Source organism: Dactylosporangium sp. NPDC049140, assembly GCF_040648435.1.
This window is the reverse complement of record NZ_JBEZDS010000056.1, coordinates 1-19,230: the sequence shown is the minus strand read 5'-3', so window position 1 is coordinate 19,230 and position 19,230 is coordinate 1. Positions and strand designations below refer to the sequence as shown.

Below are 19,230 nucleotides of genomic sequence, written 5' to 3'. Positions count from 1 at the left end.
AACATCGCCGTGCGCGGCACCTCCCGCTGCGGTCCGGCCGAAGGGCTTACCCGCTTCGTTGCGGCCTACACGTCGATGGTCACCGAGCACGACCAGCCGGACCCTTCGCGGCCGAACCGCAGCTCGTGCAGCGAGACCCCCTTGGGTACCGCGCCCACCAGCTCCACCTGGCCGGCGTTGACCATCGACAACCGCACGTCCAGAGCACCGTCACCGGCCTCCACCTGCGCCGCGATCGGAAGCCGGCCCGTGGTGTCGATCAGATAGATCACCTCGTCGAGCACCGCGACCAGCAGGTCGGCATCCGATCCCGGCCCGGCCCGGAAACGAGCAGTCGCGGTCGGCACAGCGCCCGACACCTCGGCGAAGGTGCCCACCATCGCCGCGACCGCCTCCACCACACACTGTTCCCGCGCCGGCGCCCACGACTCGATCCGCACGTCCGCGGTGTGCGGCACGCTGCGATGCCCCGCTGCCGGCCGTTCACCCATCACACCCTCCGAACCGCCACCCACCGCACCAGCCGTGCCGGGGCAGAGCGACCAGGCAATCGTACGATCCTTCGGGCGGTCCCCTCTGTCTGTCAGGGCACGTTCGGCAGCGGCCACAGCTGCCCGGTTGCGCTGTCGATGAGCGCAGCGCGGGTGATCCGGGCGGTGAGCGGGAGGATGCCGTAGACCGTGGTGGCGACGACGGGCAACCGCTCGGTCCGGGCGCGTGGGGCGACCGAGCAGTGCGGCAGCCACGCGTCGATCTCATAGTGTGCGTGCACCAGCGCACCCGTGGCGCGGACCGCCTCGACGACGCCCTGTTGTCGCGCGATGAGGTCTGCGGGCACGGCGGGAACGAGGCAGATCCGGCCCCGCCGGAAGGCGCCCAGCGCGTCGAAGGTGACCTCGCAGCCGCCCCGGTCCGGGAGCCCCGCCACGGTGTCGCGGACGGCGGCGAGATCCCACCGCAGCAGGACGACGTACGACAGATGCGGATGATGCATCCCGTGGGTGTGCGAGCGCAGTGTCGCGACGCCATGCTCCTCGAGCCTGTCCCACAGGCTCGTCAGGGCGCGTTCGGTGCGACCGTCGAAGAGCAGGCAGACAGCCAGGGCCACCGCTCGACGATAGCTCCCTCCCGATCTGCGTTCCCCGGCCGACCGCCGGCAAATCCCTAACCTTTCCCTGAGCCGTTCCCAGGTTTCGGCCTGTCAGCCGCCTGGAGATCCGCGGTGCGGACGTGTGGGGCCAGTGTGTGGGCGCTGTGGGTGGGGTGGGACGGCGTCGGTCAGGAGGCTGGACGCACCAGATCCCTCCAGCCATGAGGAGTCATCGTGACCGCCCTGACAACACCTGAGCGAGCGCCTCCAGGCCGCCGCCCACGAGGGCTGCGCCCGGGCTCTACCGCGCCCGTCGGGCCGAGGACCCACAGGATGCGTTTCGTAGGCATTTGCCGGTTGTCGGCGATGCCGTGGAGCAGCAAGCCCGGGTACCGTTCGGAAGACCATGAACGGTGCCGCATTTTCCCTGCTGGCTCTGCTTCTGGCGTCGATCGGGCTATATGCGCTGTCGCTGCGCATCGCCGTGCCGTACCCGATCCTGCTGGTCCTCGGCGGGATGGCGATCGGGTTCGTGCCGGGCATGACCCAGGTGCGCCTGTCGCCGGAGGTGGTGCTGCAGGTCTTCCTCCCACCCCTGCTGTACCACGCCGGCTACTACAGCACCCCGCGCGAGCTGCGCAGGCGGTTCCGGCCGATCGCCTTGCTGTCCCTCGGCCTGGTGCTGGTGACGGCCGCCGCGGTCGCCGCCGCCGGCCATTATGTCGCCGGGCTGTCCTGGCCGGTCGCACTCGCCCTCGGCGCGATCGTGTCGCCGACCGACCCGCTCGCCGCGACCGCGATCGCGTCGCGGCTGGGCGTACCCCGGCGGGCCATCACCCTGCTCGAGGGTGAGGGGCTGTTCAACGACGCCACCGCCCTGGTGCTGTTCCGGGTCACGGTCGCGGCGGTGGTGGCCGGCGCCGGGTCGCTCGACGCCGGCCGCGCCCTCGAGCAGTTCGCGGTCGGCACCGCCGGCGGCGTCCTCGTGGGGCTCGGCGTCGGCTGGCTCGTCGGCGAGCTACGCGGCCGCGCCAGCGACCCGGTGGTCGGTGTGACCCTGACGATCTTCGGCGCCTACGCGGCGTACCACACGGCCGAGCACTTCGGTTTCTCGGGCGTCCTGGGCACCCTCTTCTGCGGCCTGTACCTCGGCTGGCGCATTCCCGCCGTCGCCACCCCGGCCAGCCGGCTGCTCGGTAAGCCCGTCTGGCAGATGATCGTGTACCTGCTCAGCGCCGCGCTGTTCCTGCTGCTCGGCCTGCAGCTGCGCCCGATGCTCGCCGAGCTCACCGACTTCCGCGCGGTCGACATCGTCGCCGTCGCGGCGCTGCTGGCCGCCGTTGTCCTGCTCACCCGCGTCGCGTGGATGCTGCTGGTACCGCACATGCTGCCCCGTGTCGAACGGCTCGTGGTCGGGTGGAGCGGCATGCGCGGCGCGGTGTCCCTCGCGATCGCCCTCGCCCTGCCGGTGCGCACCGCGTCGGGCGCCCCGTTTCCCGACCGGGAGGTGGTCATCCTCCTCGCCTTCGGCGTCGTGCTCGCCACCCTCGTCGTCCCGGGGGTCACCCTGCCGATGCTCATCCGGGCCACACGGGTCGCCGGCACCGACGGCGGGGACGGCGACGCCGAGGCACGGGCCAGGCTGACCGCGACCGAGGCCGCCATGGTGCGCCTCGAGCAGCTGGTCCTGCGCGACGGCCTCGACAAGCGCACGATCGGGCGGCTCGAGGACGTGTACCGGTACCGCCGCGACGAGCTGGCCACCGGGGCGGGCGTGCGGCACGACGCGGACCACCGGCAGCGGGCCGAGCGTGCCGCGTCGCTCGAACTCGTCGAGGTGCAGCGGCACACCCTTCTGCGGCTGCACCGCAAGGGCGCGATCAGCACCGACGTGCTGCACCGCATCCAGCGCGAGCTCGACCTGCAACACGCGCTGCTGTTGGCGAGCCCAGGGGCAGGCCAGCGGGAACCCGCCGGTTCGCCTGAAGATGAGGCGTCGTGGCGCGGCCGGATCAGCCGAAGGTGAACAGGTCGCGGCGGCGGTGCGCCGTTTCCAGGCGGCACCAGACGAGGATCTCCTCGACCGGGGCCGGGACCTCCACCTCGCCGGCCCGCAGCGAGGACCACATCGCCTCCCACGTGGAGTCCTCGTCGCCCGCCCAGAACACGCCGTGCGCCTGTGAGCCGGTGAAGCCGGCCCGGCTGAACGTGACCGGTGCCTTGCCGCACGAGCGCAGCACCGAACCGTACGCCGCGGCGTAGTACACGGGAACCGGTTGTTGCCGGTGGCGCCGACCGAGCGGTGACGCAACGTGCTCGACGGTATCGACGGCACGTCGTCGCGCCTACTGCGGTTTACCGTTGTTGAGCAGAAACCAGACGGCCGCCACGAGGCCGCCCACCGCGATCGCGGTGACGATCGCGCTGCCGGCGCGCACGGACCGCTCCACGCTGCCGATCGACGGAACCTTCGGCACGGAGTCGATGATCCGGGCAATGTCCGCGCTCTTGTCGACCCGGTGCCGCGCATTGCGGTCGTACGAGCCAACGACCGCCGACAGCGCGGCGTCGAGCGAGATCATCTCACCGTCCGTCAACCGGAGGTAGACGCCCAAATCCTCAAGGACCACCACGTCGTCGACGAGGTGCCTGGGCACGTCGATGCGGCGGAGCCCGTTGCGGACACTGATCCGGTCCGCCGCGGCCCACGGGCACCGGTCCGAGCACCCCCGATCGGCACGGCCACCGGCTCGGTGCTGTTCACGCCGCGGCGGCGGTCACCGGACGCAGGCGCGTGAGTAGTTGCCGATGGCCGGTGGCGGACAGGCCGAGTCGCATGGCGCGCTTGAGATCCATGGCGCCGGTGAGCAGCCCGAGCACGGCGCGCGGCGGCCCGTCCAGGACGAGGTCGGGTTCGGCGGCCCGGCCGATCGTGGTGCGGATCTGGCCGTCGCCCAGCTCGATGACGGCCAGCTCGCCGGCCGCGACGAGCTGGATGACGGCCGGCGGCCCGTCGGGGTCGGCGTCGGTGGTGAACCACGTCGGGGCGTAGGCGAGCCAGCGGGCCTGGAACGCGTCCCCGGGCCGCTCGTCGGTCATGTACTGCAGACCCCACAGCCCGAGGGCGTGGAGCACCGGCTCGAGCGTCAGGCCGCGCTCGGTCAGCGAGTACAGGACAGTGGCGACCGGCGGCGGCGCATCGTCGCGGGCGACCAGCCCGGCGTCCTCGAGCTCCTTGAGGCGGGTCGAGAGCAGGTTGGTCGCAATGCCCGGCAGCCCGTTCTTCAGGTCCGTGAACCGGCACGGGCCCTGCAGCAGCAGCTCCCGGACGATCAGCAACGTCCAGCGGTCCCCCACGACGTCGAGGGCCCGGGCCACCGAGCAGTACTGGCCATAGCTGCGCATGGGCCAAGTTTAGCCCGTCTACCGCATGGTTGAAAAATTAAACCAACTGTGTTTATTCTTCAACCATGACTCGTGCGCCGTCGAAACCACTCGTGCTCATCGCGCTGCTGATGGCCTCATTCGTAATCAACCTCGACACCACGCTGGTCAACGTCGCGTTGCCGGCCCTGACCCGCGAGCTCGGTGCCACCACGACGCAGCTGCAGTGGGTCGTGGACGCCTACAACCTCGTGTTCGCCGCGCTGCTGCTGAGCTCGGGGAGCCTGTCGGACCGCTTCGGCCGCAAGGGCATGCTCATGGCCGGGCTGCTGGTGTTCGGCGTGGCCAGCTACATCGGCGGATACGCGACGTCCCCCGCCCAGCTGATCGCCGCCCGGGCGGTGATGGGCCTGGGGGCCGCGATGACGTTCCCGGCCACGCTGTCGCTGCTCATCGGCGTCTTCACCAGCCGTAAGGAGCGGGCCGTGGCGATCGGCCTCTGGGGCGCGACGGCGGGCCTGGCCATCGCGCTGGGGCCGATCGCGGGCGGGTACCTGCTCGCGCACTACAACTGGTCGAGCATCTTCTACGTCCTCGGGCCGGTGTCACTGGTCGTCATCGCCCTGACGGCGCTGTTCGTGCCCCGGGCGCGCAACCCGATCCGGGAGCGCCCCGACCTGCTGGGCCTGGTCCTGTCCGGCGGCTTCATGGGGCTGCTCATCTACACCATCATCGAGGCCCCGAACCGCGGGTGGACCTCGGCGGCGTCCCTCACCGGCTTCGCCGGCACCGCGATCCTGCTGGTCGCGTTCATCGTCGCCGAACGCCGGACCCGGCAGCCGATGCTGGACGTACGGCTATTCAAGGACATGCGCTTCAGCGCCGCCAGCGCCTCGGTCACCATCGCGTTCTTCACGCTGTTCGGGTTCATCTTCCTCATGACGCAGTTCTTCCAGTTCGTCCGCGCGTACAGCGCCCTGTCCACCGGAATCCATCTGCTGCCGGTCGCCGTCTCGGTGGCGATCGGATCGACAGTGGGGACGCGGCTGGCGGTCCGGCTCGGCACCAAGGCCATCGTCGTGACCGGGCTCGCGCTGCAGGCCATCTTCTACTTCTGGGTCGCCAGCGACATCTCACCGACCCTTGGCTACGACGTCATCGCCATCCAGATGGTCGTCTACGGCCTCGGCATGGGCCTGACCTCCGCGCCCGCGACCGAGTCGATCATGGGTGCGGTCGCGGAGGACCAGGCCGGCGTCGGCTCGGCCGTCAACGACTCCACCCGCCTGCTCGGTGGAACCCTCGGCGTGGCGGTCATCGGCAGCGTCTACGCCTCGCTGTACGGCACGCGGCTCGACACCGCCCTCCCGGCGGCGCTGCCCCGCACCCTCATGGACCTGGCCCACCAGTCGGTCGGGGCGGCGTTCGGCATCGCCGGCCAACTTGCCGCCCAGGGCCAGCTCGACCTGGCCGGCGCCGTGCGCGCGGCCGCGACCGACGCCTTCGACCACGGCGCCGCCATCGGCTGCGTCGTCGCCGGGATCGCCGCGGTCGCCGGCGCGCTGTTCGCGGCGGTCTTCCTACCCGCCCAGCCGCCCGAGCCGGAGCCCCAGCCGGCCGGCGCCCCGAGCTACGCAGGCGATCTCGTGCCATGACCGGCGGCGGGCCTGGTCAGAGGGCGGCGAGGTCGCACTCGGCGAACAGCCGGTCCATGTACTCCTCCTTGATGACCACCCGGAGGCACTCGCGCAGCGAAACGCGTGCGGCTCCGGCCACCCCGGCCCCTCGACGGGCTCCAGCGTCTCGTCGGCCTGCGCCCGGGTCACCGCCCGCACCCGCACCCGCGCCCGCCGGTCCTCACGCACGGCGGACTGGTGATCGCGTCGATCAATCCGCGTTGGTGTTCAGCGTGGCAGCGGCGGCGGCCAGCAGGGCCTGCAGCCGAGCGTACGGAAAGTGGTCCGTTCCGGCCGCCGGTTCCATGCGGGTGCTGTAGAAGTCCGTCTCATGGACGGGTTCCTGGCGGGCCCACAGGTTGCCGGCCTGGTCGCGCTGCCAGACGACGTGCTGACCGCGGAAGTCCGCACGGTCGAGCCAGTCGGTGCCACGCGGCCAGTAGCCGTCCCACTCTTGCGGGCGCAGCGAGGCGTACGCCGCGTCTACAGCGGCGACGGCACGGTCCACGTCGTCGTCCTCGAAGACCGCGGCGAATCGGCACAGCAGCGCCAGCGGCGCCCCAGGGTGCGGCAGCTGTGGGTCGAGGGCTGCAACCGCCCGGCAGATCAGGTCGAGTTCGGACCAGCGCAGCGCATACGGGTGCCAGTGCGCCAGGTCGTCCCAACCAAGTTCCGCCGTGTCGGCTGAGTCCGAGGCGACGATCCCCAGGCTGTAGGAGTCAACCTGGCTATCGACAGTCAGCAGCACACGGTGGCCGCCACCGACATCGAACTCCGCATCAAGCGCCGCTTCTTCCGACTGCTCATCATCATCGAGGTCGTCGTCGAGCAGCTCTTCGAGGTCGCCGAGCCGGTCGGCTCCGGGGCCGTCCTCGTGGGCGAAGGTGTACCGCGCCCAGAACACTGGACTCTGCAATGACTCACGCAACGGTGATGGGATGACCATCCTATGATCATCGCTTACCGGTACGGGCTCGGTCAGATCGCATCGAATCGTCACCACATCGGCTGGTCGACTCACGCTCATCGGCCGGAAGCCCTCGACCTCGCCGAACTCGTCGCTCGCTGTTACGACCAGCCATCCGCCGCGCACCTGCCACGATCACGCAAGGTACCAAGTGCTTCAGCCCTGATTAGCGACCAGTTAGGCCCCCTGGCCGCTTTGCCCAAGCTGCGGTCCGAGCACACCGGCAGCCACCGCTCGTCGCCGCACGGCTGGCCGTCCCCATCGATCAGGCATTCGTAGACCTGGTGACCGCCATACCGTGCGGTGTCGCAGCCACATCCGACCCAGTACAGCCGCTTCCGACCGCCGCCGTGGATGTACCTGTGTCCGCGGCGACAGTGGGTGGCAGAGACCGGATTAGAAATGTACAAACCGATCCCTTCGACGAAGTCGATCTGCACCGGCTCGGTTCCGTCGGGCTGCGGCGGGATGTCACTCATCCAGTCAACATATCCAAGAGGTACGACTCCACGAAGATCGTGAGATTGCGTGCGCTGTATGGCGGGTTTGGTGAAGGACCTGGTCGGGTTCGGTGGCACAGCGATCCTGAAGGTCGCTGTGCGGGTACCGTTCGCCGCTGTGATCCCGCCCCGGCGCCGGTACGACGTGCGCAAGTTCAAGGTCGCGCACTGGATGATCGCCGCCGCCCTGGCGACGGCGATGGCGGTGCTCGGGTGGTTCGTGCTGCCGGTGGTCGAGGTCGCGTGGTGCCTGCATGACCTCGACACGTGCACCACAGGACACCCTGGCATCCCTGACGTGCAAAACATCGCCGCGCTCAGATTGCCGAAGGATGCACGGCTGCGCTACTCGTTGTACAGCGCATGGCTTGAGTGGGAGCTGGACGTCATCGTCGAATTCCCCAGCGCCGAGACGGACCGGTTCCTTACCGACAACGCGGTGCCGCCGCTCAGCGCAACCGACCGCGCCGTCCCGGACGGTTGGAGCCTGACCGCCGCTGACGACCCTCGGCCCGAATGGCATCCGGAGCGGGTCGACTCCTACGCCGGTGTCCACGCCTGCACCGCGACGAGGTGCCGGGACCTTATGCTCGACAAGGACGAGGCCGGGGTCACCGTGCTGTACATCTACATGCTCTCCGACGACCAGCCGCGCCCGACGCCGAGCTGACACGACTCAGCCGGTTGTCGTGCCATGGCGAACGTCGTGAAGCAGCACGATCCTGCACACCGGGGAGAACCGCGACATCCGGGTCGACGTGACCAATGTGCGGGCGTTGGAGTTCCGGCTTACGTGCGAGCAGCCGGCGGGCAAGATGACCTTGTCGGCCGCAGGACTGGCGCAATGAACCTTGCACATGGCCTTCTACGCGGCTCGGTCGCGGTGGGACCGCTCTCACGAGCGGCCATGGCGGGCACAGCACCACCGGCTTGCCGGCCGCGTTCCGCGCGGCGGTCGGCAGGTCGGCGCGCGCCGCGATCCATCGGTGCCTCGCCGGCGCGTGCCGGGGCCGCTACGACCGCCTGGCCAGGTGGGCCGGGGTGTGCTCGATGCCGCTGCACCAGACGCGGCTGATCGAGCGCACGGCGCGGATGTCGTGCAGCGGGTCGCCGTCAACGAGGACCAGGTCGGCCCGCCGTCCCGGTTCCACGACGCCGCGGTCGGTGAGGCCGAAGTGTTCGGCGGGCAGCACCGTCGCGGCGCGCAGCGCGTCGACGGTGCTGAGGCCGGCATCGACGAGCAGTTCCAGCTCGTAGTGCAGGCTGTCGCCGAACGTGAAGTCACCCGGCGCCTCGGCATCCGTGTTGGTATCGGTGCCCGCCAGGATCGGTACGCCGGCACGGTGAGCGGCGACGACGCTCGCCCGCGCGCTGTCGAAGCTCGCGCCGGGCATTGCCCACTCCGCCCGCATCTGCGGCGGCGTCGACGGCCCCGTCAACGACTCCATCATGACCAGCGTGGGGATCAGCGCCTGGCCCACGGCCGCCATCCGGTCCGCCATGATTCGGTCCAGTGGCCGGTCCAGCGGCGTGTGCGTGAGGGCGTCGACCCCGGCGGCCTGCGCCATTTCCGCGGCCTCGTACGACAGGGCGTGCGCCACGACGTGCCGCCCGAGCCGGTGCGCGGTGGCGACGAGTGCGTCAACCGTGGCCCGGTCGGGGCTGGGCCCGGGCAGATCGATCAGCACCTTCAGATAATTGGAGCCCTCGGCGCAGCGTTCGGTCACGAATCGCTCAGCCTCGCCGGCGTTACGGATCAGACCGCGTTCGCCGATCTCCGGAATCTGCGAATGGACGCAGCCCGGGGCCAGCGCCGCCGTGCCTGCGCTGCGGATATCGGTGAGCCCCCGGATCCCTCGCATCGAGTCGATGAACTCCGGCGGGGCGTTGGCCATGTCCAGGGCCGTGGTCACCCCGAAACGCACCAGCCGCTGGAGCGCGGAGCGCCCGTCGAGGTGCAGGTGGGCGTCGATCAGCCCGGGTAGAAGCGCCGCCCCCGCACCGTCGACGACCAGCTTGGCGTCCGAGGCGTCGAATCCGATGCGGTCATCGTCGAGCGCCACCGTGGCGGGCGGGAGAAGTTGCCTGCCGTCGAACACGCGCACGTTGCGCAACTCAGTCTTCATGCGAGCGCAGGTGCCCACATTCCACGCCGATGAACACCCGCCAGGGTGGTGGAAGTACGGCGCCGTCGCGACGAAGCGTTCGGGTGATGCTCGCCCTGCGTGGCCACATGGCGTTACGGCGAACGTGCTTCACGCGACGTCGAATTCGTGGCCTTGGCCATTCACCGCGTGTCGATCACAGCCCGTCGGTGACCGGCTGATCTTTCCGGGCCAGCCCTGCGCTCACGGTGGGCGGCAGATCAGGACGTTGTGCGTTCCCCCGGGTGCGGCCGGTTTGTGGCAGCATGCCGGGCTATGGGGATAGCCGGAGCCATGACGCAGGGTGGCGTCGGGACGGTGCGGCGGCCATGTCGGCGATAGCGTCGTTCTACCTGCTGGACCGGTCCGCCGTACCCGGGCTCGCGCAGGCCGCGAACGCCGAGCCGGTAATGATCCCAGCCGCCACCCACCGCTGGCCCGTGATCAGGAAGTTCAGGAATCGAATCGGCTGGAGGAACCCAACCTCGTCGATCATGGTGGTGCCCGTATACAACTACCTCCAGGAAAACGATCTAGGCGTATCCGGCGGGTTGTACAACTGGTCTGGCTATGCGCTGATGCATCTGATGGTTCTTCTGGAGGACACGGGCACCACCCTCGGGACGGCCGAATACCGTGCGGAGACGGAGGCCGTCAATGCGGTGTACGACCTGACATACCTGATCACCTCGGCCGACAAGCGTCACCTACCCGCACTGGACCCGGCACGGCTGGACCGTGCGGCCGCCGAACGGTACTTCGATGGCGCGGGAGGCGGCTTCGAGGAGGTGCAGCAGGCCCTCGACGATGGACTCATCCTGCTACACAGGCTCATAGCAGCGCTGCACGACAACGAGGCCTTAGTGATCCACATCGGATAATCGCGGTCGCAGCGCAATGCCAGCGCCCGCCACCCCGACGTACCCGCCGCGCAACGCCGCAACACCCGCTGCGCGGCGAACGCATCGACGCTGAGGGCCCAACAATCGAGCGCAGCCTGACCAGACCCAGCAAACGTTCGGGGTCATGCCGACAAGCCGGAGGCGCCCTCATCTCGGCAGAGTCGGAGCCCTGTCGCAGGAAGCTCGACCACTCGTTGTCACGATGGATCGAGCGCCGGCGAGCGCGGAGCTCACAGCGGCTTCGCCTCGACTGGATCCGCCTCCCGTTGCGGTGCTGCGAAGGCGGCCAGCGGCAAGGCGAAGACTTTCATGCGCCGCGGATCACGGTCATTCGAAGCCTGACCACAACAAAGATCGACTTTCCGCACATCGACAGTTAAGCGCGCCGACCGAAGCGGGACGTCGTCACGCGGCGTAACAGACGTGGTCGAGGTCGCGCACCCTCGCCGCCAAATTGGTACCGGTCATGTCCTCTGGTTACAGCTACGGTGGGTCGGCGCTACAGGCTGGGGGTCAGGAGGAGGGCGCAGGGGTTATGCGTTCGTGGGCGTCGTTCATACCCGCTGAGCAGACCCTACTGCGTCGCGCGATGTCGGACAGTCGGCTCGCCGGGACGGTGCAGGTCTACGGGGTGGATCTGCGCTGGGCGGGGGCCGATGGGGCTCCCCCGCCGCGCAGCTATACCGAGCACGAGCAGCGCGCGCTGGTTCCGCAGCTGGCTGTGGTGACCTTGGATCTCGTTGACCGTGGCCTGCTGACGGTCCGCGAGTCGGCCGGTCTGGTTTCCTCCGTCGCCGACATGACGGTGGAAGGCAGCCGCCTGCGCGCGGTCCTCACGAAGGCGGAAAACTGGCTCTGGTCACCGTCTACGCCGTCCAGGTTCCGGTTGTCCGCTCCTCGGTTCGTCCTGGAGCATTGGTTTGACGACGCATACCCCACGGCGGACATCAGCGGTCTTCCCCGCTGGGACGAACTGGGCGTGGATCAGCGCTTGGTCCTGGTCTGCGCCAGTGAGGCCAGCGGGATGCTGACCGGGCCGTTCGGTATCTGGGACGGCCCGCCGGCTGAGCTGGACACTACGCAGCGCTTTGACTGGGTCGATCGGCAGCTGGCCGCGTTGCTGCCCTTCGTCCGCGATGGGTTGATCGAGGTTCGCCGCTCCGAGACGGCCAGCGATGAATTCACGGTCATCGGCATAGACCGTCTGCGCGACACTCTGACCGAGCCCGCCCTTTGGTGCAGTGATCTTGATTGGGGTGTCGGGGTGGGATGCGTGTTCACCTACGCCGGACTGGCGGTCTGGCGCGGTGGTTGGAGCGGCGCCTGGAACGCGCGCCTGACGTTTGAGTGACCATCACAGGTCCACAATGCCCGCCATAAGCGCTCTCGTTGGCTCAGCCACATCGTCGGGGAACGCACTCATCTCGGCACGAGTGCGGGCCAGCGGCGCCGAGCCGTCGCCACTGAGCGTGGCGATCTTCAGGTCGACCCGGCGCTGAGGCATGTCCGCGCACCCGGCCAACCGCTCGGGGACCACGCTGTCGCACCCATCGCGTCCTCACGAGCCCTCATGCTGCGGCTGCTTCAGCGTTGCGTGCCAGGGTTGGTCTGCGTCTCGGCGTTGGCTTGTTGCAGTTCAGCGCTGCACGCCGGTCCGCACGAGGACGAGGAGCCGACGGGCGTTGGCGGGGTCGGTCGCGGTCAGGCTACGCCAGTGGCCAGCGCGAGCAGGTCCTTTGCGGTCAGCCCCGGCCGCAGGTACGGGGCGGCTCGTGCGACCAGCGTGGTGGCGGTCTCGATGATCGTCTGGTGCGAGTGCCCGGACAGCTCGGCGCGGCTACCGGGCGGCCCCTCGGTCGCAGCTATGGCCAAGGCGCGCCTGGTCGTCACATGCTCGACCTACGCGTCGAGCCCGGTGAACAGGTCGGCCTCGGCGCCCAGCCGGGCCAGGCGCTCGACCTCGTCGGCGTAGACCGCCACCAGCAAGTGGCGCGCGTCGGGAAGTGGCGGTAAAGGCTGGCGTTGCCGACGCCGGCCCGTTTCGCCACCTCGTCAAGCGGCACCTCGGCCCGCCGCTCGGCGACCAGCTCACGGGCCGTGGAGAGCAAGCGGTCGGCGTTCGCCCGAGCCATGACGTCTCCTTCCGGCGAGGAACACCCTTGCCAAACGGGGAGGTCCCCATTTAAATGGGGATGCCCCCACTTCGAGCGTACGGGAGTATCCGATGGCTCTTACCGCAAGCGACCGGCAAGCCATAACCAACCTGATCAACATGCACGGCCACCTCACCGACCAAGGCGAATTCGAACGGATGGACGAGCTGTTCACCCCGGACGCGGAGTTCGACCTCAGCGACTTCGGACTCGGCGTGCGGGCCGGACTGGCCGCGATGAACGACGCCATCAATGCGATCGCGGAGCACCCGGTCGGGCACCATGTGACCAACATCGTGCTGTCCGAGGGCGACAACGGCACCGTCCACGTGATCAGCAAGGGCATCGGCATCGGCATGAACGGGCACTGCGGCAGTGTCGTCTACGAGGACACACTGCGCGCAGGGCCGGCCGGATGGCGGATCACCCGACGCGCGATCCGCCTGCGCCGGATACCGCTGCAAGCCTGAGCTCAGAACTTGATTCCATCGAACATGGAAAGACCACCCGACCTGCGCGCCACCCATCCAGCAGACCGCCGAATCGCGCACGACACGCCGGCGCTCAGCCGATTGACCGTGTCGGGCACCTCCACTGGCGGCGCGTCCATCTGTTCCAGCCTCTATTGAAGCGTGACATCGCGATCAAGGTGTCACGCACGTTCAGGCTCCTCACTGCCCGTGCCGTGACTCGCGTGACACCTCTGTCGCGCTAGTCGGAGTAGGGGACGGGGGCGAGCGGCAGCGCCGCCAGTTCGTCGAGGCCGGCCGGGCGCACTCGGATGCCGTCCGGGGCCGGCCACGTCTCGTTCGCGGCACCCACCACATCGATGCCGATCTGGTAGGTGCCGTCGACAACGGTCCACTGCCCGTCGTCGAACTGCCGGCGGACGGTGCAGTCCCGGCACCGCCACACCGACACCCACAGCTCCGCGGACCCCTTCATGCCGACGCCGAGCGTCCCGCCGTCGGCCCTCGCGGCGACCACGTCGTAGCCCGGAACTACCGGCAGGACCCGCGGCGCCGACGCGAACATGGCCTTGCGCCAGCGGTGCTGCGAAAGATCGTCATAGGCGATCATCAGCGGCGCAGCGGCCAGGACGACCACGCTCGCGAATACCCGGACCCGGTGCGACACACCCCGGCCGAATGCGACGCCGGCCCCGCCGTACAGCAGCGCGACGACCAGTACCCAGCCCAGCCGCAGTTCGTTCACCGAGCCGGACGGCCCGCTCGCGCCCGCGCCGACCGCCAGCACGACATACACGACGAAGGGTGCGACGATCACCCAGGAAAGCCGCCGCCGCTCCGCCCACCGGTCGGTCAGACCCCAGACCACGACCACCCCCAGCAGCGCGGCAGCGATCGCGATCATCGGCCCGTACATGACGAAGACGACCAAGCCGCCGAGGTCACGGTCGACTGAGCCCGTGAGCGCCGCGACCGCCCAGATAATCGGCAGCGCCACGCCGAGACCGACGAGACCGGACCGCCACCACCCGACCGGCACCGCCCTGTTCTCCACCGCGGCAGCGTGTCAGCCGCCGCCCGGGTCGCGCAACACCGGCCGGAATCTCTTCACGACATCACCACGGCGCGCAGATTCCGTACGTCCTCAAGGTTTACCGGCGAGGCCGCAGTCGTCGCGGCGAGTTGCCGCTTCGGAGGCTGCCGCTCGGGTTCAGCGGCGGCCGGGACGCCGCTGAGCGACGAGCCAGCCTGCGCCGAGGCCGGCGGCCAGTCCTACGAGCGACCATGCGGCTGCTGTCAGCGGCGGCGACGGTGTCCGGCCAGCTCGAGGTGGCATCGTTGTCCCGCCCGGGTCGATCGGGTCCGGCGCGCCGATCGACGCAGGTTCGGCGGTAATGGCGGCTTCCGTCCGTCCGGCCACGGTCGCGGGTGGCGGTCGGCGAGCCGCCGCGGTCGGCTCAGATCCGTACGACGCCAGCCTGGATCGGACCGTCCACGCCATAGGCCGGGCCGGTTACCACGAAGACGAGGCCCGGCTCCCGGCGCGAACCCGTACCGGACAGGGGGATGGTCTGCCGGCTGTAACCGCGGGGGATCGCCGACGTGACCCGCGTCCACCTGCGAGGGTCCCCGAGGTGCCGGTTCACGAAGAAGTCCTGATCGCTGTTCGCGGTGACCACGATGGTGCCCGCGGGGCCGCCCGAGTCCGACCAGGACACGGTCGGCGCGGCCGACGGGATGTACCCGTCCTGGTCATGCAGGACGAGGTCCGGGGCCGAGTCGAACACCTCCGGGTCCCGGGCCAGCCGGTAGTGCACGGCGTACGGGTTGCCGGTCTTGTCGTTGCCGTTCTCATACGTCAAGATCCACAGGTGCGGGTTGATCTGGGCGAGGGTGGTCATCCCCGGGCGCAGGTCGTAATCGGGGTCCGCCACGTCGTTGATGACCGGTCCCCACGTACGCAGGTCGGTGCTGGTCTGGTGGGCCAGCTTCTGCCCGTGCTCCGGGTCCCGCTGGTCTGAGTAGTAGACGACGAGCCGGTTGTTGTGCAGCAGCAGGAACGGCTCCCACACCGGCGTGCCGCCGTTGTTCGGGTTCGGCGGGCCGCCCTGCGCCACGGTGCTCAGGTGGCGCCAGGAGACGCCGTGGTCCCCGCTCGCGTACAGCTCGATCTTGGTGCTGGTGAAGTCGCCCAGGTCGTTGCCGGCGAACAGCAGCGCGCCCTTGGGCAGCCCGGCGAAGGCGCGGGGCAGCTCGTACAGGGAGGGCTGCAGCCAGACCCCGGACGCGTCGCCGGTGCTCGGCACGTTGCTCAGGTGATGCCAGGTGTGACCGTCGTCGGTGCTCCGGAAGATCGGGAACCCGGCCGCGCCGAACTGCTGGTACGACGCCAGCCAGGTGCGCGAGCTGCCGAGTCGCACAGCGCGGGCGTACGCGGCGCCGCTTCCCGGGTCGGTCACGACCACCGGACCGAACGGAGCCTCGCCCCGCGGTACCGGCGCCGCTGACGCGGGTTCGGCGAGGCTCAGCGGCAATCCGGCGACCACGACTGCGCCCGCACCCAGAAGGGTCCGGCGCGACAAGCTCGCGCCTCCTCGCTTTCCCGGATCAATGGACGCGTGCGGTTGGCCTTGACGTTGGCCCTGCAAGGTTCCCCCAAAGGTGGAGGCTTCCGCTCATCCGCCGACCGGGTGAGTCACCGGACCAGGAGGCGAGAAACGGAAGACCTTCAATGGATTGTGTACCGCTGTCAAGGTGCCGGTCGCCGATGAGATGGTCACGTCGGGGACCTTGGCCCCTGTCACTGCCCTGCGGCACAGGCTCCGGCAGCCGCTGAATCCATTGCCGATGCGCTCGACATGGGTCAGGTCGACTGCCGGCCCCCTGTGCCCGGCGGTCCCGAGCCCGCGATCGCAGACCGAGCACCGCCGCCCGGGATCAGTGCCCGGTGCCCGGGCGGCGTAGAGCGCCGCCTGTGGCCAGCCGCAGGTCCTGCTGCAGGACCGTGTACGCCGGCTTGGGGTTGAGGTTGACGTCGTAGATCAGCGCGTAGCCCTCGCCCGCAAAGACTGCGGGAATCCAGGAACTGGCGTCGGTGAGGCCCCAGATTGTGAACGAGATGCACTGGCGGACGAACAGGCAGGCTTTCAGCATCTGGTCGTACTCGAACGGCTGGGCGAAGACCGCCAGGTGGTCCGTAGGTACGTTCTCGGTGGCGTTGTTGACGAACGTGCGTACGTCGGCCTCGGTGATGGCGACCTTCAGGCCCAGGTCCGCGTACCGCTGGAGGTCCTGCTGCATGAGCGGGCCGGAGAACCCGTACTGGGTGTCCAGGTGGCCCTGGTCGCCGATGCAGTCCAACGGCACCCGGTCGGCCAGTGCCTGCTTGGCCCACGCGTAGACCGCGTCCGCCTTGGCGTTGCTGCCGTCCTCGCCCGCGATGTTGTAGTCGTTGTAGCACAGGATTGCGTGCGGATCGGCCGCGTGCGCCCAGCGGAACACGTCCTCGAGAATGCCGGTACCGAGGTGCGCCACCCAGAAGTCATTCGGGTTCATCTGCGACGGCGTGGTGTCGGTGAAGAACTCGTTGGCCACGTCCCACTGCCAGATCTTGCCTCGGAAGTGGGTGACCTCGTCGGTGACGTGCTTGTGCAGCAACGCCCGCAGCTGGTCGTTGCTGATCGTCCCGTTCGTGACGCCGTCGGTCAGCCAGGTGGGCAGCTGGTTGTGCCAGGCCAGTGTGTGCCCGCGGACGAGCTGGTCGTGGGCCCGGGCGAACGCGACCAGGTTGTCGCCGCCGGACCAGTCGTAGGTACCCCGGGTCGGCTCCACGAGCTGCCATTTCATCTCGTTGCCGGGCGTCACGACGGAGAACTGGTCGCCGATGATCTGCCCGTAGCTGGCCAGCTCGGACGGGACCGCGGCGGTACCCATGCGCAACCCGATCGGTGCGGCCAGGGCGCGCAGCGAGTCGGCCGGCGGCCGGAAGTCCGTGTGACTGGACACCGCACTGGAAGCGGTGCCTCCAGTCAGGACGAGCCCCGCGAGCGCGGCTGCAACGGTGAGCAGACGGCGTGATCGCACCGTGAGCCTCCTTGAACGTGGCGTAAGGGATTCCGGTACGGAGGACCGAAATTTTCGCAACTTCTCTCGGAATTTTCGAGGCGAGAATATCGACGCGTTAGACCGGCGTCAATATGAGAGCCGTGGCACCTCATGGCCGGTCCGTCCGTGAAAATGCCATGAGGACGCCGGGGCCCTGGTCGCGCCATCCGCAGCCCTTGCGCATATTCGCGGGCCGCATGCCCACAACGGCGCTGCTCCCGAATGTCGGGGAGACCTCACACGCAGCGCCTTCCGCAACCGCAGTGTGCCGTCGCCAGGGCGAGTACCGGGGCGCGCATCCCGCGCCACGACACCGCCGCGACCGCTCGGCAACTACGTGGGACGTGGCATGGGAGCGCGTGGCAGGTCGATCATGGGAGACCCCAGAAATGTCGACCTGTACGACCGCCGGCGCGATACTTACATCGTCGGCAACCCCGACGTGATCTTCTTTGTCGGCCACAGCGGCGACTGAACCCAGCGGCTTCGTTCGGCAACGAGACCGATCCGAAGCCGTGCGCCGCCATCACGGCCACCCACGCCGACCCCATGATCACGTGCCCGCTCATCGGCACGCGCGGGTGCCGGGCCACCCGTGCTCGACTTCACCAAGCGTGGCGGTGCGACTGGACGCCTACGCGCGACCTGCGGCAGATACGGATGGCAAGATCGCCAGCTCGGATGGCGCGATGGCGTCGTCCACGGGCGTCTAGGGGCGGATCGCGTCGACGAAGGCAGCGCAGAACGGGGCGCCGTGGCTGGTGGCCGAGCTCAATTCGGCACGAGTGCGAGCCAGCGGCGCCGAGCCGTCGCCACTGAGCGTGGCGATCTTCACGTCGGCCCGGCGCACGAGACCTGCGGCATATCCGCGCGTCGGATCAAGCGATGTGGTCAGTGCTCGATGTGGTTGGAGCCGGATGGGAATTGGCCAGGCCAGTGATTCTCCTAGGGCATAAGGTGCATCGAACGGGTTGGGTGTGCCGCTGGCGAGGTCAACTCGTGTTACAGGGTGATAGCCGCGCCATCCGCCCAGCACGACGACGGACCCGCTGGCGGTCAAGTATCGATGAAACTTCAGACCGGGTGTCGACCACATCGGGCGGCCGCTCTGCAGCTCGAAGCAGTGCAGGACACCCCGCTGGCTCAGATAGAGGCATCGTCCCTGCGCGACGGCGGCCGTGCCCCAGCAGTCCTCGACGCGCTGCTCCCACATCAGCGACCCGGTCCCCGGATCCAACCGCACCAAGCGCGAGTGTCGCTCCGCCACGATGAGGACATCGGAGGCTGCCACTGTCGTCGCGCTCGACCGTATGCACAACGACCGCGACCACACGATTTCCAAGGGTTGATCCACCGTCAAAGGCTACGTACCGGGCGACGTCGCGACCCCGCCGGCCGCAACCGCACATCGGCGTGGCACGACCGCAGCCCGGCCAGGCTGGGTCGAGGTGATCGGCGGGGTCGCTCTCACATCGGCTGCCCACTGCTGTCGGTCGGCAGCACAAAGACCGGGTCTGGGCAGTAGAAGGATGCAACGGCATCGGCCGGCACATCGCCCAACGACTGGTCGCCGACGGCGAGACCGTGCTCGACGTGCCGGCGAAACTGTCCGCGCGAGCCCGGCTATTTGACACCAACCAGTCTCGCAAGACCGACCCCGCCGACGCCCACTGCATCGCGGTGGCAGCATTGCGCGCCAACGGATTGCGTCAGGTCACCATCGATGACGTCACTGCGGCGTTGAAACTGCTCGTGGACCGCCGCGACGGTCCGGGACATGCCCGGACCGAGGCGCTGAGCCGGCTGCACCACCTGCTGCTCGAGCTCGTCCCGGGCGGGG

20 protein-coding genes and 1 pseudogene are annotated in these 19,230 nt (G+C 69.2%); 8 read left to right on the top strand and 13 right to left on the bottom strand.

Translation table 11 applies throughout. From position 1 onward, the window contains the following. Positions 1 to 65: 65 nt before the first annotated feature. Entirely contained in the window at positions 66 to 491 is a 426-nt protein-coding gene (locus AB0B76_RS49545; RefSeq protein ID WP_360390386.1) for an archease, read from the bottom strand. 92 nt (positions 492 to 583) lie between these two features. Further along, positions 584 to 1,108 (bottom strand): 2'-5' RNA ligase family protein, encoded by a 525-nt coding sequence (locus AB0B76_RS49540; RefSeq protein ID WP_360390269.1) that lies wholly within the window; start codon positions 1,106 to 1,108, stop codon positions 584 to 586. A 388-nt stretch (positions 1,109 to 1,496) separates the two neighbouring features. Between AB0B76_RS49540 and AB0B76_RS49535 the strand changes: the two genes are divergently transcribed. Then, positions 1,497 to 3,116, top strand: coding sequence for a Na+/H+ antiporter (locus AB0B76_RS49535; RefSeq protein ID WP_360390266.1), 1,620 nt, complete (start codon positions 1,497 to 1,499; stop codon positions 3,114 to 3,116). On the opposite strand, the gene AB0B76_RS49530 is transcribed toward AB0B76_RS49535, so the two are convergent. The 3 genes from AB0B76_RS49530 to AB0B76_RS49520 form a co-directional block, all read right to left on the bottom strand. Further along, positions 3,103 to 3,357 carry a TIM-barrel domain-containing protein gene (locus AB0B76_RS49530; RefSeq protein WP_360390263.1) on the bottom strand — a complete coding sequence of 85 codons (255 nt, stop codon included), beginning with the start codon at positions 3,355 to 3,357 and terminating at the stop codon, positions 3,103 to 3,105. The two genes, AB0B76_RS49535 and AB0B76_RS49530, sit on opposite strands and share 14 nt — an antisense overlap. Before the next feature lie 78 nt (positions 3,358 to 3,435). Next, positions 3,436 to 3,672, bottom strand: a complete 237-nt coding sequence (locus tag AB0B76_RS49525) for a hypothetical protein (RefSeq protein WP_360390261.1) — start codon at positions 3,670 to 3,672, stop codon at positions 3,436 to 3,438. Positions 3,673 to 3,850: 178 nt separating this feature from the next. After that, positions 3,851 to 4,495 carry a helix-turn-helix domain-containing protein gene (locus AB0B76_RS49520; RefSeq protein ID WP_360390258.1) on the bottom strand — a complete coding sequence of 215 codons (645 nt, stop codon included), beginning with the start codon at positions 4,493 to 4,495 and terminating at the stop codon, positions 3,851 to 3,853. 65 nt (positions 4,496 to 4,560) lie between these two features. Here AB0B76_RS49520 and AB0B76_RS49515 point away from each other — a divergent pair, with 65 nt between their 5' ends. Then, positions 4,561 to 6,129: an MFS transporter gene (locus tag AB0B76_RS49515; RefSeq protein ID WP_360390255.1), complete on the top strand. Its 1,569-nt coding sequence runs from the start codon at positions 4,561 to 4,563 to the stop codon at positions 6,127 to 6,129. 232 nt (positions 6,130 to 6,361) lie between these two features. Here AB0B76_RS49515 and AB0B76_RS49510 read toward each other — a convergent pair whose 3' ends face one another. Continuing rightward, complete coding sequence (locus tag AB0B76_RS49510; RefSeq protein WP_360390252.1) at positions 6,362 to 7,243, bottom strand: hypothetical protein; 882 nt, start codon at positions 7,241 to 7,243, stop codon at positions 6,362 to 6,364. 423 nt (positions 7,244 to 7,666) lie between these two features. Here AB0B76_RS49510 and AB0B76_RS49505 point away from each other — a divergent pair, with 423 nt between their 5' ends. Continuing rightward, positions 7,667 to 8,287, top strand: a complete 621-nt coding sequence (locus AB0B76_RS49505; RefSeq protein WP_360390249.1) for a hypothetical protein — start codon at positions 7,667 to 7,669, stop codon at positions 8,285 to 8,287. Between the two features lie 343 nt (positions 8,288 to 8,630). Here AB0B76_RS49505 and AB0B76_RS49500 read toward each other — a convergent pair whose 3' ends face one another. Next, on the bottom strand, positions 8,631 to 9,722 hold the full coding sequence (locus AB0B76_RS49500; RefSeq protein ID WP_360390384.1) for an amidohydrolase family protein: 1,092 nt from the start codon (positions 9,720 to 9,722) through the stop codon (positions 8,631 to 8,633). A gap of 368 nt (positions 9,723 to 10,090) precedes the next feature. Here AB0B76_RS49500 and AB0B76_RS49495 point away from each other — a divergent pair, with 368 nt between their 5' ends. After that, on the top strand, positions 10,091 to 10,642 hold the full coding sequence (locus AB0B76_RS49495) for a hypothetical protein (RefSeq protein WP_360390246.1): 552 nt from the start codon (positions 10,091 to 10,093) through the stop codon (positions 10,640 to 10,642). 610 nt (positions 10,643 to 11,252) lie between these two features. Continuing rightward, on the top strand, positions 11,253 to 12,014 hold the full coding sequence (locus AB0B76_RS49490) for a hypothetical protein (protein WP_360390243.1): 762 nt from the start codon (positions 11,253 to 11,255) through the stop codon (positions 12,012 to 12,014). Positions 12,015 to 12,364: 350 nt separating this feature from the next. Here AB0B76_RS49490 and AB0B76_RS49485 read toward each other — a convergent pair whose 3' ends face one another. Next, positions 12,365 to 12,553 (bottom strand): hypothetical protein, encoded by a 189-nt coding sequence (locus AB0B76_RS49485; RefSeq protein ID WP_360390241.1) that lies wholly within the window; start codon positions 12,551 to 12,553, stop codon positions 12,365 to 12,367. Between AB0B76_RS49485 and AB0B76_RS49480 the strand changes: the two genes are divergently transcribed. Next, the gene (locus AB0B76_RS49480; protein ID WP_360390394.1) at positions 12,554 to 12,676 is read left to right on the top strand and encodes a hypothetical protein; all 123 of its coding nucleotides are present in this window, start codon (positions 12,554 to 12,556) and stop codon (positions 12,674 to 12,676) included. Between the two features lie 32 nt (positions 12,677 to 12,708). On the opposite strand, the pseudogene AB0B76_RS49475 reads toward AB0B76_RS49480, so the two are convergent. Beyond that, a pseudogene (locus AB0B76_RS49475) lies at positions 12,709 to 12,795 on the bottom strand (hypothetical protein); the annotation flags it as partial. Positions 12,796 to 12,887: 92 nt separating this feature from the next. Here AB0B76_RS49475 and AB0B76_RS49470 point away from each other — a divergent pair. Continuing rightward, complete coding sequence (locus AB0B76_RS49470) at positions 12,888 to 13,286, top strand: nuclear transport factor 2 family protein (RefSeq protein WP_360390238.1); 399 nt, start codon at positions 12,888 to 12,890, stop codon at positions 13,284 to 13,286. A gap of 241 nt (positions 13,287 to 13,527) precedes the next feature. Here the strand turns inward: AB0B76_RS49470 and AB0B76_RS49465 are convergent, their stop codons facing one another. The 4 genes from AB0B76_RS49465 to AB0B76_RS49450 form a co-directional block, all read right to left on the bottom strand. Then, the gene (locus AB0B76_RS49465; protein ID WP_360390235.1) at positions 13,528 to 14,340 is read right to left on the bottom strand and encodes a hypothetical protein; all 813 of its coding nucleotides are present in this window, start codon (positions 14,338 to 14,340) and stop codon (positions 13,528 to 13,530) included. Positions 14,341 to 14,743: 403 nt separating this feature from the next. Then, a complete protein-coding gene (locus tag AB0B76_RS49460; RefSeq protein WP_360390232.1) occupies positions 14,744 to 15,706 on the bottom strand; it encodes a sialidase family protein in 963 nt (320 codons plus the stop codon). A gap of 517 nt (positions 15,707 to 16,223) precedes the next feature. Beyond that, entirely contained in the window at positions 16,224 to 17,369 is a 1,146-nt protein-coding gene (locus AB0B76_RS49455) for an endo-1,4-beta-xylanase (protein WP_360390229.1), read from the bottom strand. 730 nt (positions 17,370 to 18,099) lie between these two features. Further along, positions 18,100 to 18,744, bottom strand: a complete 645-nt coding sequence (locus AB0B76_RS49450) for a PQQ-binding-like beta-propeller repeat protein (RefSeq protein WP_360390227.1) — start codon at positions 18,742 to 18,744, stop codon at positions 18,100 to 18,102. A 122-nt stretch (positions 18,745 to 18,866) separates the two neighbouring features. Between AB0B76_RS49450 and AB0B76_RS49445 the strand changes: the two genes are divergently transcribed. Beyond that, a partial coding sequence (locus tag AB0B76_RS49445) for a transposase (protein ID WP_360390381.1) occupies positions 18,867 to 19,230 on the top strand: 364 nt, incomplete at its 3' end.

What these genes read in the sequence shown, in the direction of transcription:
- AB0B76_RS49525 (WP_360390261.1), bottom strand. Translation starts at nt 3,672, where the DNA reads ATGATCTCGCTCGACGCCGCGCTGTCGGCGGTCGTTGGCTCGTACGAC.
- AB0B76_RS49495 (WP_360390246.1), top strand. Translation starts at nt 10,091, where the DNA reads ATGTCGGCGATAGCGTCGTTCTACCTGCTGGACCGGTCCGCCGTACCC.
- AB0B76_RS49520 (WP_360390258.1), bottom strand. Translation starts at nt 4,495, where the DNA reads ATGCGCAGCTATGGCCAGTACTGCTCGGTGGCCCGGGCCCTCGACGTC.
- AB0B76_RS49470 (WP_360390238.1), top strand. Translation starts at nt 12,888, where the DNA reads ATGGCTCTTACCGCAAGCGACCGGCAAGCCATAACCAACCTGATCAAC.
- AB0B76_RS49480 (WP_360390394.1), top strand. Translation starts at nt 12,554, where the DNA reads ATGCTCGACCTACGCGTCGAGCCCGGTGAACAGGTCGGCCTCGGCGCC.
- AB0B76_RS49545 (WP_360390386.1), bottom strand. Translation starts at nt 491, where the DNA reads ATGGGTGAACGGCCGGCAGCGGGGCATCGCAGCGTGCCGCACACCGCG.
- AB0B76_RS49515 (WP_360390255.1), top strand. Translation starts at nt 4,561, where the DNA reads ATGACTCGTGCGCCGTCGAAACCACTCGTGCTCATCGCGCTGCTGATG.
- AB0B76_RS49490 (WP_360390243.1), top strand. Translation starts at nt 11,253, where the DNA reads ATGTCGGACAGTCGGCTCGCCGGGACGGTGCAGGTCTACGGGGTGGAT.
- AB0B76_RS49535 (WP_360390266.1), top strand. Translation starts at nt 1,497, where the DNA reads ATGAACGGTGCCGCATTTTCCCTGCTGGCTCTGCTTCTGGCGTCGATC.